Origin of the sequence: Enterocloster sp. OA13 (assembly GCF_022440595.1) — a bacterium.
Taxonomy (GTDB): domain Bacteria; phylum Bacillota; class Clostridia; order Lachnospirales; family Lachnospiraceae; genus Enterocloster; species Enterocloster hominis.
The window spans coordinates 136,659-150,247 of sequence record NZ_JAKNTF010000001.1; the positions used below are offsets into that span (position 1 = coordinate 136,659).

Consider the following 13,589-nt stretch of genomic DNA (forward strand, 5'->3'; position numbering starts at 1 on the left):
GTATTAATATGAATAGTACAGTGCAGGCATGGATTCAGGAGGGCAGCATGAAAAGTGACAAAAGGACGGATGACATGGAGCGCAGGATTGCTCCGGACGCAATAGGGGATGGCATGCAAGGCGGGACAATGGAAGGAACCGCAGAAGAGAAAACGGATAGGACAACGGATGGAATAACGGATGGAATAGCAGATGGAATGACGGACGGAATAACAGGCGGAATAACGGACGAAGGTATAAGGGAATCCGAAGAAATAGACCGCAGGGTAGAGGAACTGATGGCGCCGGAAGAGGATGACGGGAACGGCAGGAAAAAGAAAAAGAGGAAGAAGAAAAGAGAGGCCGGGGAAAAGAAGACGGGCCTTATAAAACGTATCAAAGGCTGGAGCCGCAGAAGGAAGATCCTTACGGCTGCCGGTGTGGTGGTCATCGCCCTTCTGGCTGGTTCAAAGCTTGGGGGAGGCGGCAAGAGCCCGGGAATCATGGTGGATGTGATGCCTCTGGCAAAACAGGCCATACAGGAGAAGCTGTCCCTCAGTGGTCCTGTGTCCGGTACCGACAGCGTTGACGTGGTATCCAATATCCATGCCGAGATTGTGACCATGAACATAAAAGAAGGCGACCAGGTAAAGAAGGACCAGGTGCTGGCGGTGCTGGACAGCACGGACCTGGAGCGGGAAGTGCAGATTGCCCAGAACGCATACGACCTTGCTGTGAACAACAAGCAGGAAAAAGATAAGGAAGCGGCCCTTGGATACGAGAAGGCAGTCCAGGATTTCCAGAAAGCCAGCCTGGACCACAGCCGCAACAGCCAGCTGTTTGCCAGCGGCGACATTTCCCAGATGGAAATGGAGGCCAGTGCCAACGCGCTGAACGATGCCAGACGCGCCATGGAAGGATATACCGTGGAAAACGGCAGGGGCAGGGCGGATAAATCCTATGACATACAGATAGAGAATGCAAGGTTTGACCTGGAGAAGAAAAAGGAAGAGCTGGAAAATACACAGATAAAGAGCACCATTGACGGAACCGTGGTCCGGGTGAATTCCAAGGTTGGCCAGTTTGCCGACAAGGTGGAGGATGACAAGCCCATATTCAGCATCGAGAATCTGGAGCAGCTGGAACTGGAGATTAAGGTCAGCGAGTTTTCCATCGGCAAGGTGAAGGTAGGGCAGGAAGCGGTCATCAGCGCGGACATTCTGGATGGAGGTACCGTTAATGGCGAGGTCATTAAGATTTCCCCCACAGGCGAGGAAAAGGGCGGCGGTTCAACGGAGCGCGTCATCCCCACAACCATCCGCGTGGACGGTCAGGATACCAAGCTGATTGCAGGCATTACTGCCAAGGCGGAACTCCTGATCCGTGAAGCAGAAGACGCGTTCGTGGTGCCGACCACCGCGCTTTTGGATGAAGGGGACACTACATATATTTTGATTGTCCAGGATATGAAGATTAAGCGGATACCGGTAACCCTTGGGGTGGACGGGGATGTGTCCGTGGAGGTCATCCCGGCAGACGGCACGGTTCTGGAAGAAGGGATGCAGGTTGTCATGAACCCGGGACCCCACCTTATGGACGGCACAGATGTTATTGTGCGTCCGCAGTAGGGGGAGGCGCCTTATGATAAAAAGTAAGAAGACCATGGATGCAGGCAGCGGCGGTCCGGCCCGGATTTCCAAAGAAGATATCATCAAAATGGTCCTGCGCAGGAAAAAGCCGCTCCATGAGACAGCAGGAAGCGGTCCCCTCCTGAAGCTTGAGAACCTGGTCAAGATATATGACACAGGCGCCATCAAGGTGCTGGGCCTTAAAAAGATAAACCTGACCGTGGACCGCGGGGAGTTCGTGGCAATCATGGGACATTCCGGTTCCGGTAAATCCACCCTGATGAACATACTGGGGTGCCTGGACCGGCCCACCCTGGGGCATTATTATCTGGATGGCGTGGATGTGGCTGAGATGACGCCGGATGAACTTTCTGATATCAGGAACCGGAAGATTGGGTTTGTGTTCCAGTCCTTTAACCTGATATCCAGGACCTCCGCGCTTAAGAATGTGGAACTTCCCATGACCTATGCCAGGGTTCCCAAGGCAAAGCGTGTGGAGCGTGCGCATATGCTGTTGGAACGGGTGGGGCTGGGCGCAAGGCAGGACCATATGCCCAATGAGCTTTCAGGCGGACAGCGCCAGAGGGTTGCCATTGCCAGGGCGCTGGCCAACGAGCCGCCTTTAATCCTGGCGGATGAGCCTACCGGTAACCTGGACACGGCTTCCTCCATTGAAATCATGGAACTGTTCCGGCAGCTTCACAAAGAAGGGGCCACGGTTGTGGTGGTAACCCATGAGGAAGACATAGCCGCATTCGCGGACCGGGTCATCCGGTTCAGCGACGGGCAGGTACAGAGTGATACACTTAACACCCATCATCCGGGCGGAGGTCCGGATGACAGGGTGGAAGATATGCTAAAAGTGGAAGATATGCTAAAAGTGGAAGATATCCTAAAAGAGGAGGCAGAAGATGCTGATTGAGAATATGAAGATGGCATTTTCCGCCATCCGCGCCAATAAGATGCGTTCCGCCCTGACCATGCTGGGCATCATCATCGGTATTGGATCCGTCATATCCATTGTATCCATCGGCGATACCATGAGAGGATTGTTCGCCGATTTGTATAAGGATGTGGGAATCACCCAGGCGTATTTCTCCATCGGGTACTGGGTGGATGATGTGAGGCAGAGCGACTATTTTAACCTGGATGAGATGGAGCGGGCCAGGGAGGCCTTCAGCGACCAGATTGCGTATATTGACAGCAGCGCCTTTACCAGCGATGAAGCCTCCTATAAGCGGACAAAGATTAAGTTCGATTATCAGGGCATCGATTATAATTACCAGGATGTACAGCCTGTGAACATTGTGTACGGGCGTTATCTGAACGAGGGCGATATCCTTGGCAGGAAAAAGAATGTGGTCATGGATACGGACAGCGCCAGGATGCTGTTTGGGGTGGAAAATGCAGTGGGCAAGACCTTCAGGACCACCCTGTACGGCTCCACCGATGATTTTACGGTGGTGGGCGTGTACCGGAAAAATATCAATGCCTTCCAGGCCCTCATGATGGGCGGCAGCAACAGCGATAAGGGGTCGGCGTTCATTCCCTATACCCTGCTGACATGGCCCAATGATAATTTTTACCAGCTGCACGTGTATGCAAAGGAGGATGTGAACCTGGACCTGTTTTTCAGCCAGTTCAAATCCTATGTTGCGAAAATGCACGGCAGGCAGCCCGAGGATATCTATATGTACACAGCCATGCAGGAGATGACCTCCGTGGATTCCATGATGGGAGGCCTGTCCATGGCGGTGGGTGGGATTGCGGCCATATCCCTTCTGGTCGGAGGCATCGGCATCATGAACATCATGCTGGTATCCGTGACCGAGAGGACCAGGGAAATCGGTATCAGGAAAGCCCTGGGCGCCAGGACCCGTGATGTACTGATCCAGTTCCTGACAGAATCCGCCATATTGTCGGCGTGCGGAGGCATCATCGGGGTAATCATGGGCGTTGGGCTTGTGTCCATGGGAGGAGCGCTCCTTGGGATGCCGGTCATCATTAAGCCGGGAGTCATACTGGTGGCTGTATCCTTTTCAGCTGTGGTTGGAATCTTTTTCGGACTCTACCCGGCGTCCAAGGCAGCCAAGTCAGATCCCATTGATGCGCTGCGGTATGAGTAGGGCAATATGGCTGTATGGCAGCACAAAGTGAAACGGTTCATGTGTGCCGGAAGAAAGAACCAGATCATCTTCCGGCGTGCATTGGAAAAGAGGTAGTGGATGACAGAGAACAGAAGGAAGGCAGAAGATAGGCTGAAAACATATGGCGGTGTTCGTGAACATGCGGCCAATGGACGCGTTATCGGAGGAGCGGACAGCGCAGCCGGAAAAACAGCTGGAAAAAAATCCGGCAAAAAAGCTGGCAAACAATCTGTCAGGATGCCTGGCGCAAGTACGGTCAGGAATCCGGGTATGCGCCTGAGGATACTGTGCCTGGCGGCATCTTTAAGCGTATCACTTCCGGTGACAGCATGGGCCAGCCCGGAGTTTGCCTATTCCACGGAAAAATGGGCGTCCCTCAGGGATAATGTGATGGAATATGAGGAGCTGGCGGACCTGATTCATGAATACAATGCAACCATAATCAACAACCGGCTTGAGTATGATGATTACAGGGGCAAGAGCAACGATGACCTGAAAAACGCATATCAGGACGTGGCTGACCATCTCTATGATGCCAGCGATAAAATGATGGATACCACGGACGAGGACCAGCCGGGATACGGAAGCGTGGCTGCCAACGCAGCCCTTTCACGGGTTCAGGCCGAGCAGAACCAGGATACGGCCGACTCCATGAATGAGGACGGCTATGTAAAGAAAATGGAATATGACAGGCAGGAGGCTTCCCTTGTAAAGGAGGCCCAGACCAAAATGAATTCTTACTGGCAGAAAGCCAAACAGACGCCTGCGCTGGAGGAAGCGGCCCGGACAGCCCAGAGCCAGTATGAATCCATGGGTGTAAAGGCAGCCCAGGGCATGGCGACCCAGGCAGAACTTCTGGCGGCCCAGGAAAAAGTAGAGGCGGCCAGGGCAGCCATAGAAACCAATGAAAAGGAACAGGACGCGCTCCGCCGTGAACTGTGTGTGATGACGGGCTGGAGCTATGATGCTGAACCGGAGATACGGGAAATCAGCATACCAGGGATGGAGGAAGTGGACCGGATTGACCTGGCAGCTGATAAGGAAAAGGCCCAGGAAACCAACTACAGCCAGGCTGCCAATGAACGCCGCTTGAAGCACACTGGCAATGGGAACCAGTTCGACGTCATGGTGCGGAAGGTGGAAAGCGGACTGCAGCACATAGAGGCTGATGTGGAAGCCAGGTACAAGCAGCTGAAACAGGCCCAGTCAGACTATATACAGGCAGAGGGCGAGTACCAGGTAGAAGCCAGAAGCGCCCAGGCAGCAGAACGCCGCTACCAGCTGGGAGCCATTTCCAAAAATGAATACCTGCAGCAGCAGGGCGGCCTGGCATCCAAGGAGTCGGCCAGGGATATCGCGGGCCTGAAATTCAGGCAGGCCTTGGAGGACTACCGCTGGGCCGTGAACGGGCTGGCGCAGACAGAAGGGGCGTGACAGGATGGGATTCAGATATAAGCGGGAACATATGCCCGGCTTTTGGGACCCGGCGGGGCGCAGGGATGGACATGGTGCAGGAGTGGTATTTGAACGGCAGGCCGGACGCGGACGTATAACCGGAGTACTGACCAGTCCTTCCGCCAGGTTCCTGGCCCTGTTGCTCTCCTGTGCAATGCTGGCCGGAACCGGCGCGGTCCCGGCAAAGGACGGAACCGGTGTGGTGTGGGCGGATGGGATTCCGGCAGGCGCAGACGGGATTCCGGCAGGCGCAGATGGGGGTCCGGCAGGCGCAGATGGGGTTCCGACAGGCGCGGGTGGGATTTCGGCAGATGCGGGTGGGATTCCGGCAGATGCGGATGAGTCCATGGTCATCCGATACAGCGACCTTCCGGAGCTGGTAAAGGCCTATTCGCCTCAGGTGGAGATGGAACGCATCCAATATGAAAGCAGGCTGGGCCGGTATGAGTCTGCCAGGGAAGATATCATGGAGACAAGACGCCTTTTAAGGGAAGAGGCGGATGACATGGAGGAAAACGGAGACACCGAGGGCGCCAGAAGTTACCGCGCCCAGGCAAAAATCCTTGAAGATGCAGCCAAGGACATAGATAAGCAGATACGGTCTGCCAAAGGCAGTTCCAGCACCATGTCGCTGCGGAAGATGGAAGATACCATGATATGGACGGCCCAGAGCCTTATGGGTACCTACCATAGCCTGAGGGCGGAGCAGGAGAGTGCTGCTGCCAACGCTGAGCTTATGCAGGGAAAATATGAGAAGGCAGTAAGACAGGTAGCCCTTGGGACCATCTCGCAGGCAGATGCGGACGAGGCGGGAAAGGCTGCCCAGGCAGCTGTGAACACTGCCCAGGCCCTTGCAGACGACATGGGACGTGTCAGAAAAAATCTTCTCATGGTCATTGGGTATCCGGCGGATTCTGCTGCTGTAATCGACTCCATGCCGTTACCGGAGCAGGGACGGATGGACAATATCACCCTGGAAGTGGACAAATGGAGGGCGATGGGCAATAACTATGAGCTTAGACAGCAAAGAGGCGGCGCCTCCGGCGGAACCAACAAAGAACTTCACGCCCGCCAGAGAGCCATCAACCAGGAGGAAGAAAACCTGTATGCACAGATTGATACCCTGTACCAGGACGCATTAGCTAGCCGGACCGCATGGCAAGGCGCCTGTACGGCCCAGGCTGCCAGGGAGGCAGAGTGGAAGGCGGCATCCCGCAGGATGGAACTGGGTATGCTGTCCAGACAGGAATATATGGAGGCCAGGGCAGTGTATCTTGACGGGGTGGCTGCAAAGGCCCAGGCTGATGTTAATTTCCAACAGGCGATGGACACCTATGACTGGGCGGTAAAGGGATTGACCGGAATCTGATATATACATGGCAGAAGCGCTGATGGAAAAAGCAGTGCTGTTTCATAAAGGGTAAGAGGGATAAAAGGATAGAAAAAGGGGTAAACCGTACCTGACATCAAGGCTGCGGTTTACCCCTTTTTCTTATTTCCCAAAGAAACCGGAAGCCATGACCCTTTTAATAAGTTCTGGCTGAATCAGTGGGTAGGTCCATTCAGAAGGAAGTTCGGGAAACAGCCGTACTTCTTCTATCTCTGACTCCAGCTTTTCGCCAAAACGGAATATTTCCGCATAATACAGCATGCCGAAGGTTTCCTGTCCCGTGGCGTTTACCCGGTTTTTCCCAGTGACGGAATATACACATACAGGCGACATCGTAAACTCTGCGGCCCCTGTTTCCTCAAATAATTCCCTTTCAGCGGTACGCCGGATATCCTCATTTGTCTCACGGTGACCGCCTGGCACCTCAAACGTAGGACGGTCCCTATGCCTGCAGAACACCCATGCCCCCATATGCCGCGCCACGATGACCGCAAACCTGATTTTATCATCCTCAACATCCATACAATCATAGAACTTTACTTCCATCATTACTTCCCACCCCATCCTGGCTTAAAAAGCCCATCAACCGTAGTCCCCAGTTCCTGAGCCAGATGGAATGCCAAAGCCAGGGTAGGGTCATACTTATTATTCTCTATGGCGTTCACTGTCTGGCGGGAAACACCGCACTTCCCAGCCAGTTCCTCCTGGGAAATACCCTTTTCCTTACGCCTTTCCCGAATCGAATTCTCCATGCTCAGTCACCATATTTTCTTCTGTAATACAGAAGATGCGCTAAATAAATGATGGAACTAACGGTCAGGGTAATAAACGGATTCATCCCCTCCACAGAAACGCCCTTTGTAACCGAATGGTACAGACCTTCAATCACACAGAATAGGATATATACTACTATGACAGCAAATGTCCCGGCGCTGGCCTTTTCAATAATCAGCCGCCTTCTCTCATCCCCCTGTTTTCCAAGGGAAATGAACATGACAACATTAACAGCAAGAAGCCCAGCCAAAATAAAAACAGCCAGAACCAATTCAAAATCAATCCCCATAAAATACCTCCAATCATCCAAATACCATCCGCTTAAAATGTAAAAAACTTTTGACACTTTCAGTATATAGAAAACCTGGAAGAATGTCAAGAGTTTTTGACATTTCACCTCTTATTCCCGCCTCTTATCTTACAGGCAGATACACCGGCTTATTTATAAAAAACTGGGAAACAATGGAATACATGGAAGACAAGGACAGAAATATAGTTAAGATACCACCAGAAAAAACAGGACCCCCGGATCAGACCTGGGCATGTGGTATTTCCCCTCATACCGGATTCAAGGGAAGCAGTAGGAAGCAGTAACAACAATACACAGCGGCTGGGTGGAATGGGGATGGGGAGACAGATGCACCCCACCCCAGACCCTTAAATCCTCAACATCCTATACCCCACCCCCACATGTGTCTGTATATACTGTGGCTGGGAAGGTTCTTTTTCAATCTTTTTGCGCAGGGAAGCCATGAACACCCGCAGGGAGGCCACGTCCCCTTCCCAGGCAGCGCCCCAGATTTCCCGGGTAATATAGGAATGGGTCAGAACCTTTCCCACATTGTGGGCCAGAAGGCAGAGGAGCTTATACTCATATGGCGTCAGGTGAAGTTCCTCCCCATCTAAGGAGGCATATCCGGCCGCATAATCAATGGTCAGCCCGCCGTTGGTAAACACGGAGGACTGGACATCTTCCAGGGACTGCATGTAGTTTAAGCGCCGCTGGGTGGAGCGGAGCCTGGCTAACAGCTCATCCACGGAAAAGGGCTTTGTCAGATAATCATCCGCGCCAGCGTCCAGGGCGGCAATCTTATCATCATCCCCGCTTCTGGCACTGATGACAATGATGGGCATGTTGGACCAGGACCGGATTTTCCGTATCACATCCACCCCGTCCATGTCAGGCAGGCCAAGATCCAGAAGGACGATGTCCGGCCGCTGGGAAGCAGCGGTCAGGATGCCCTGTTCCCCTTTATCAGCCCATATGTAATGGTATTCATGCATCTCCAGCGTGGTTGCAATCAGATTCTTTATGGCTTTATCATCCTCGATGATTAAAATTCCTGCCTTATTCATGGAAAGATACCTCCTCTGCGGGTAATGTAAGCCGGAAAATGCTTCCGGACGGTGTGTTATCCAATACTTCGATGGTTCCTTTATGTGCATTCAGGATTGCCCTGCACAGGGGCAGTCCAAGGCCCATGCCGCGTTTCCCGTCCGCGGATTTGTGGCCGGTGGTATAAAACATCTGGAAAATCCTGTCTTTGGATTCATCCGGGATTCCCGGGCCATTATCGCTGACTTCTATGACGGCATTTCCATTGTCCTTATAACTTTTTATGGTGATGCTGGAGCCATCGGGCGTATACTTGATGGCATTGTCAACCAGGTTTGTGATGACCTGTATGATCAGCTGCGCATCCACGCATGCCAGGATGTAATCCCCTTCCTGTGTTACATGGATGGAGTGGTTTTCGTGCCTCCGGTTCACGTGGCGCATGGCCTCGTCAATGACCTCCTCGAGAAGCTCGGTCTCCATGTGCAGCTGGACCGCGCCGCCTTCCATCCTGGTGATGGAGAGCAGGTTCTCCACCAGGGAAATCAGCCACATGGAATCATCGTAGATATCGCTGTAGATACGGTGCTTGTGGGCTTCGTCCAGCGTACCCGCGTCCTTTAACAGGACACCGGCGTTGCCGGAAATGCTGGTAAGTGGGGTGCGCAGGTCGTGGGACATGGAGCGCAGCAGGTTGCTGCGGAGCTGTTCCGCCTTGGCCATGGCGGTTTCTTCTTCCCTTTTCCTGGAAATGAATTCTTTTTCCATGGAGGTGGCGCATTGGTTCAGGATGGCAATTGCAAGACTGTTTTCAAAGTCATCCGGCTCTGTCTCACCCATCCGTATTCCGATAACCCCATAAACCGTTCCGGCGCTTTGGACCGGAAGATAGTGGAATGCGGCCGTGGACAGGATGGAAGTGGCGGCTCCGGTTTCATTTCCCTCCATATAACATTTTCTGGCAGCGGACATTTCCTCCAGTGTGTCGGGGGAGGGCCCGCGGCTTCCCGGGTGCGGGGAGCAGTCCGTAAAGCTGACCGGCGGCAATATGCCGTTCCCGTCCGTCTGGAAACATGCAATGTCACGTTTTAGGAGTTTATTCAGCTGGGTTGCGGCGGCAAAAAGGATGCCGTCCGGCTCCCCGGCTTTCTGAAGTATCTGGCTGGTGTCAAGGATGACGCCGGAGCGGTAGGCGTCCTGCTGGGACAGCCGCGCCTTTTCCTTTATCTGTACCGTATAGGTGCTGGTAAAGACAGCCGCCAGGAAGGTGATTAAAAGTGTGAGCTGGGTGCCTGCGTCCTCTGCCTTGAGCACGAACATGGGCTCTGTGAAAATATAGTTGAACAGCAGGACGCTGGCCAGGGATGCGGCTGTGCTGTACCATCTGCTGGAAGTGACGGCCGCAACCACAAGAACACCCAGGATATATACGGTTATGACATTGGTCTGGGAAAGCCCCATTGCCTCCAAAAGAAAGCCGATGGCCGTGGTCAGCGCCAGGACGGCGGCTGTTTTCAGGGTGTCGGCGAGCTTTGTATGCTTTATGATTCCTATCCTCCTTGTACGGCGGCAGCGGTCCTTATGGGGAACTGCCGCGTAACGCCTGACGTCATTATAACATAATCCAACCGTATTCAACAGTAAGTTGGCAGTATCTTTATATAATCTTTATACCAAGGCTGTTTCCGTTATACCTGTTTTATGCGAACCATGATACCCTTTAGTCAACAGGAGGATCAGATGATATGAAATCCATTGAAAAACAATCGCCTGCCAGGATCATTGCACTTGGCTTTCTGGCTGTGATCCTGACAGGATCTTTTATTTTAATGCTTCCGGCGTGTGTGAAGCCGGGAGTGGATCTTCACTATGTGGACGCGCTTTTCACATCCACCAGCGCGGTATGTGTAACAGGGCTGATTGCCGTGGATACGGCGGATACCTTTACGGCCATAGGACAGACCGTGGTGGCCCTGCTGATCCAGGTTGGCGGCCTGGGGGTTACCTCTGTGGGAGTGGGCGTCATACTGGCCCTGGGACGCAGGGTAAACTTAAAGGAGCGCCTGCTGATCAAGGAGGCCCTGAACCTGGATTCGGGAAAAGGCCTTGTGTGCCTGGTTAAGAATGTACTGAAGGTGACACTGTGCTTTGAGGGAGCTGGCGTGGTTTTGAGTTATCTGGTGTTCTCCAGGGATTACCCGCCCATAAGGGCGTTGGGCATCAGCCTGTTCCATTCCGTGGCGGCATTTAACAACTCCGGCTTTGATATACTGGGCGGTCTTAAGAACCTGACCGGATACAAAGATGATGTGCTCCTGAACCTGACCACGGCCGGACTTATAATTTTTGGCGGGCTTGGTTTCCTTGTCATCATGGATCTCTTCAGGAAGCGCTCCTTTAAAAAGCTGTGCCTCCACTCCAAGGCGGTGATAGTGACCACGCTGATACTGCTGGCAGCAGGCACGCTGTTAATCCGGCTTACGGAGGATATCACCTGGCTGGGGGCATTTTTCACAAGCGTGTCAGCCAGGACCGCGGGATTCAGCACATTTCCCTTGGGAGACTTTACATCGGCAGGCCTGCTGACCGTGTCCATCCTTATGTTTATCGGCGCTTCCCCAGGTTCCACCGGAGGGGGCATCAAGACCAGCACCCTGTTTACGTTATTCCACACCATCAAGGGTGCCGCCACCAATACACAGCCCCATGCATTCCATTATAAGATACCGCAGGAAGCATTTTACAAGGCAGCAATCGTGACCGCACTGTCGGCCCTGGTGGTATTCACAGGAATCTTTACCATGTGCATACTGGAGCCGGGGATTCCCTTTGGGGACATCATGCTGGAGATTACCTCGGCCTTTGGAACCGTGGGGCTGTCCACTGGAATCACGCCCGGCTTAAGCCCGTGGAGCAAATTGCTTGAGATACTCATCATGTATATTGGCAGGCTTGGTCCCCTGACCATTGTCACAATCTGGATATTTAAGCCGGATACATCCGTTTCCTTTCCTGAGGGGAGTATATCGATTGGGTAAGGGGATGGGCAGGACTATTATAGAGGCAGCAGACAGAAATAACCGTAAGGAGGAGATAGAAGATGGCACGGAAACAATCGGAAGAACTGTCATATGGAATCATTGGGCTGGGGCGTTTCGGAAGCGCCCTGGCATACACCCTGGCAGAGGCAGGGAAGGAAATCATGGTGCTGGACTGCAATGAAGAAAAGGTCCGACAGATACGCGGAGTTACGGAACACGCATATGTTGTAAAGGACCTGCAGAAGGAGACACTGAGGGAAACGGGAATCCAGAACTGCGATATCGTGGTGGTGTGCATAGGTGATAAGGTGGATATCAGCATCCTTACCACCCTGAATGTGATTAACCTGGGAGTGCCTCAGGTGGTAGCCAAGGCCAACAGCCCGGAGCAGGGGGAGATACTGGAGAAAATAGGCGCCCAGGTGGTGTATCCTGAAAAGGATATGGCTGTCAGGCTGGCCAAACGGCTGATATCAAAGCGGATCTTCAACCTCTTTGAACTGGAGCAGAATATAGATATCTCCGAGCTTAAGATGACCTCCAAGATAGCGGGTAAGACCGTTATCCAGGCTCAGCTGCGCAACCTTTATGGAGTAAATATCATAGCCATCAGCCGGAACGGATGGCTTACCACGGACATTAAGCCGGAGTATGTGCTGAACCAGGATGACACCATCGTTGTCATTGGGGACAGGGATAAAATCAAACGTCTGGCTGATGACCTGTAGGAGGAACGGTACGATACGTTTCCCCATCATCCAGGGATGTAATTGAAAAAGAAGGTTCAAAGGATATATGGTAGCCTTTGTAATCCGTACAACAGCCATATTTGTCATGATAATAATCCAGGGCGGAGCGGAGGAAATCTTCACTTACTTCCAACTCTTCCGCCATCTCATAGATAGTTGCACATCCTTTTTCATATGCCCGCACCAGTCCTGACAGGCCGATCAGCCTGTTATAGGCCCAGGTGCGGGCTTTGTGCTCCTGCTTGCGGTTGCCCGTATCCTCCTGGTCCAGGATATTACCCACGGTAGTGTAATAGTGCCCCAGTTCCTCCGCCAGCACGGATGCCTTTTCCACAGTGGGGATATCCTGCCGGATTGCTATCTTATTTCCTTTTATCAGTCCTTTGGCATTGGATTTAAACTGTTTTTCCAGAACACGGATATGCTCCGCATCTGTATGTTCCAGCAGCCGTTCAAATGAATTCAAATCATTCCCTCCTTTAAACGCTATCCAAAATACCGCTCGCTGTGCAGTACAGAATATGCTTCAGCCGGTTACATATTGTCGAGGTCTTCTTCCATCAGGCGCAGCTGTTCCGCGTCTTTGGCATCATCATTATGGGCAGCCACGGGTACCAGGGACAGTCCGCGGTCCAGACGGTACGCGGGAATCAGTGTGAGATCATGGACATGTTCCAGGACCTTGGTGCGCCCAGCCTTGTTGAGCATCCCGTAATAACCTGACAATACGGCGAGTCCATGGTCATCCTGGCCCTTATCCTCCTTGCCGTACATCAGTTCACCCGGACTGACCTCCAGGATTTCCGCCATCTTAAAGAGGGTGGCACGCTTAATGTTCGTCACGCGTCCATTCTCATATTTGGCAACCGCTGACTTCTGCAGGCCGAGCCTGGACGCGAGCTCTTCCTGGGTCAGACCCTTTTTTTTTCTGAGACTGCGTATTCTTTCACCTAGTTCCATGATAAGTGCTCCTGTCCTTTTCGTTTAAGGGGATATATCTTCAAAACTGTAATTAGTGTCTTAATAATATCATATTATTTATATAAAAGCAATGATAATCCCATAAAGTGTCTTAAAAAGATTCGAAAAA

General features: G+C 52.6%; 15 protein-coding genes. 8 read left to right on the forward strand and 7 right to left on the reverse strand.

What is annotated here, in order from left to right; genetic code table 11:
* The first annotated feature begins 197 nt into the window (after nt 1–197).
* The 5 genes from MCJ35_RS00595 to MCJ35_RS00615 all read left to right on the forward strand — a co-directional run bounded on the left by MCJ35_RS00595 (nt 198) and on the right by MCJ35_RS00615 (nt 6,578).
* Complete coding sequence (locus MCJ35_RS00595) at nt 198–1,607, forward strand: efflux RND transporter periplasmic adaptor subunit (RefSeq protein WP_034576540.1); 1,410 nt, start codon at nt 198–200, stop codon at nt 1,605–1,607.
* Between the two features lie 88 nt (nt 1,608–1,695).
* The gene (locus tag MCJ35_RS00600) at nt 1,696–2,529 is read left to right on the forward strand and encodes an ABC transporter ATP-binding protein (RefSeq protein ID WP_050927345.1); all 834 of its coding nucleotides are present in this window, start codon (nt 1,696–1,698) and stop codon (nt 2,527–2,529) included.
* Nucleotides 2,519–3,733: an ABC transporter permease gene (locus tag MCJ35_RS00605; protein WP_008721425.1), complete on the forward strand. Its 1,215-nt coding sequence runs from the start codon at nt 2,519–2,521 to the stop codon at nt 3,731–3,733. The genes MCJ35_RS00600 and MCJ35_RS00605 overlap by 11 nt, the downstream gene beginning before the upstream one ends.
* 99 nt (nt 3,734–3,832) lie before the next feature.
* A complete protein-coding gene (locus MCJ35_RS00610) occupies nt 3,833–5,188 on the forward strand; it encodes a coiled-coil domain-containing protein (RefSeq protein ID WP_025483468.1) in 1,356 nt (451 codons plus the stop codon).
* A 4-nt stretch (nt 5,189–5,192) separates the two neighbouring features.
* Entirely contained in the window at nt 5,193–6,578 is a 1,386-nt protein-coding gene (locus tag MCJ35_RS00615; RefSeq protein WP_240299314.1) for a hypothetical protein, read from the forward strand.
* Nucleotides 6,579–6,701: 123 nt separating this feature from the next.
* Here the strand turns inward: MCJ35_RS00615 and MCJ35_RS00620 are convergent, their stop codons facing one another.
* From MCJ35_RS00620 to MCJ35_RS00630, 3 genes are read right to left on the reverse strand one after another with little or no spacing between them, the layout of a single operon-like run.
* Nucleotides 6,702–7,148 carry an NUDIX hydrolase gene (locus MCJ35_RS00620; protein WP_353656056.1) on the reverse strand — a complete coding sequence of 149 codons (447 nt, stop codon included), beginning with the start codon at nt 7,146–7,148 and terminating at the stop codon, nt 6,702–6,704.
* The gene (locus MCJ35_RS00625) at nt 7,148–7,351 is read right to left on the reverse strand and encodes a helix-turn-helix transcriptional regulator (RefSeq protein WP_025483463.1); all 204 of its coding nucleotides are present in this window, start codon (nt 7,349–7,351) and stop codon (nt 7,148–7,150) included. The genes MCJ35_RS00620 and MCJ35_RS00625 overlap by 1 nt, the downstream gene beginning before the upstream one ends.
* A gap of 2 nt (nt 7,352–7,353) precedes the next feature.
* Nucleotides 7,354–7,662: a DUF2178 domain-containing protein gene (locus MCJ35_RS00630; protein ID WP_025483462.1), complete on the reverse strand. Its 309-nt coding sequence runs from the start codon at nt 7,660–7,662 to the stop codon at nt 7,354–7,356.
* 83 nt (nt 7,663–7,745) lie between these two features.
* Between MCJ35_RS00630 and MCJ35_RS00635 the strand changes: the two genes are divergently transcribed.
* The gene (locus tag MCJ35_RS00635) at nt 7,746–7,967 is read left to right on the forward strand and encodes a hypothetical protein (RefSeq protein WP_155858400.1); all 222 of its coding nucleotides are present in this window, start codon (nt 7,746–7,748) and stop codon (nt 7,965–7,967) included.
* A 63-nt stretch (nt 7,968–8,030) separates the two neighbouring features.
* On the opposite strand, the gene MCJ35_RS00640 is transcribed toward MCJ35_RS00635, so the two are convergent.
* Together MCJ35_RS00640 and MCJ35_RS00645 are read right to left on the reverse strand one after the other, a co-directional pair.
* Entirely contained in the window at nt 8,031–8,729 is a 699-nt protein-coding gene (locus MCJ35_RS00640) for a response regulator (RefSeq protein ID WP_008721437.1), read from the reverse strand.
* Complete coding sequence (locus tag MCJ35_RS00645) at nt 8,722–10,254, reverse strand: ATP-binding protein (protein WP_025483461.1); 1,533 nt, start codon at nt 10,252–10,254, stop codon at nt 8,722–8,724. The genes MCJ35_RS00640 and MCJ35_RS00645 overlap by 8 nt, the downstream gene beginning before the upstream one ends.
* Before the next feature lie 200 nt (nt 10,255–10,454).
* Here MCJ35_RS00645 and MCJ35_RS00650 point away from each other — a divergent pair, with 200 nt between their 5' ends.
* Together MCJ35_RS00650 and MCJ35_RS00655 are read left to right on the forward strand one after the other, a co-directional pair.
* A complete protein-coding gene (locus MCJ35_RS00650) occupies nt 10,455–11,747 on the forward strand; it encodes a TrkH family potassium uptake protein (RefSeq protein ID WP_025483460.1) in 1,293 nt (430 codons plus the stop codon).
* A gap of 62 nt (nt 11,748–11,809) precedes the next feature.
* The gene (locus tag MCJ35_RS00655) at nt 11,810–12,478 is read left to right on the forward strand and encodes a potassium channel family protein (protein ID WP_008721443.1); all 669 of its coding nucleotides are present in this window, start codon (nt 11,810–11,812) and stop codon (nt 12,476–12,478) included.
* Here MCJ35_RS00655 and MCJ35_RS00660 read toward each other — a convergent pair.
* Complete coding sequence (locus MCJ35_RS00660) at nt 12,453–12,965, reverse strand: ImmA/IrrE family metallo-endopeptidase (protein WP_008721445.1); 513 nt, start codon at nt 12,963–12,965, stop codon at nt 12,453–12,455. The two genes, MCJ35_RS00655 and MCJ35_RS00660, sit on opposite strands and share 26 nt — an antisense overlap.
* 68 nt (nt 12,966–13,033) lie before the next feature.
* On the reverse strand, nt 13,034–13,459 hold the full coding sequence (locus MCJ35_RS00665) for a helix-turn-helix domain-containing protein (RefSeq protein ID WP_120057727.1): 426 nt from the start codon (nt 13,457–13,459) through the stop codon (nt 13,034–13,036).
* Nucleotides 13,460–13,589 lie beyond the last annotated feature (130 nt).

Coding starts and splice junctions, on each gene's coding strand:
- MCJ35_RS00665 (WP_120057727.1), bottom strand. CDS start 13,459: ATGGAACTAGGTGAAAGAATACGCAGTCTCAGAAAAAAAAAGGGTCTG.
- MCJ35_RS00630 (WP_025483462.1), bottom strand. CDS start 7,662: ATGGGGATTGATTTTGAATTGGTTCTGGCTGTTTTTATTTTGGCTGGG.
- MCJ35_RS00615 (WP_240299314.1), top strand. CDS start 5,193: ATGGGATTCAGATATAAGCGGGAACATATGCCCGGCTTTTGGGACCCG.
- MCJ35_RS00595 (WP_034576540.1), top strand. CDS start 198: ATGACGGACGGAATAACAGGCGGAATAACGGACGAAGGTATAAGGGAA.
- MCJ35_RS00610 (WP_025483468.1), top strand. CDS start 3,833: ATGACAGAGAACAGAAGGAAGGCAGAAGATAGGCTGAAAACATATGGC.
- MCJ35_RS00655 (WP_008721443.1), top strand. CDS start 11,810: ATGGCACGGAAACAATCGGAAGAACTGTCATATGGAATCATTGGGCTG.
- MCJ35_RS00600 (WP_050927345.1), top strand. CDS start 1,696: ATGGTCCTGCGCAGGAAAAAGCCGCTCCATGAGACAGCAGGAAGCGGT.
- MCJ35_RS00620 (WP_353656056.1), bottom strand. CDS start 7,148: ATGATGGAAGTAAAGTTCTATGATTGTATGGATGTTGAGGATGATAAA.
- MCJ35_RS00635 (WP_155858400.1), top strand. CDS start 7,746: ATGTCAAGAGTTTTTGACATTTCACCTCTTATTCCCGCCTCTTATCTT.
- MCJ35_RS00650 (WP_025483460.1), top strand. CDS start 10,455: ATGAAATCCATTGAAAAACAATCGCCTGCCAGGATCATTGCACTTGGC.
- MCJ35_RS00605 (WP_008721425.1), top strand. CDS start 2,519: ATGCTGATTGAGAATATGAAGATGGCATTTTCCGCCATCCGCGCCAAT.
- MCJ35_RS00640 (WP_008721437.1), bottom strand. CDS start 8,729: ATGAATAAGGCAGGAATTTTAATCATCGAGGATGATAAAGCCATAAAG.
- MCJ35_RS00625 (WP_025483463.1), bottom strand. CDS start 7,351: ATGGAGAATTCGATTCGGGAAAGGCGTAAGGAAAAGGGTATTTCCCAG.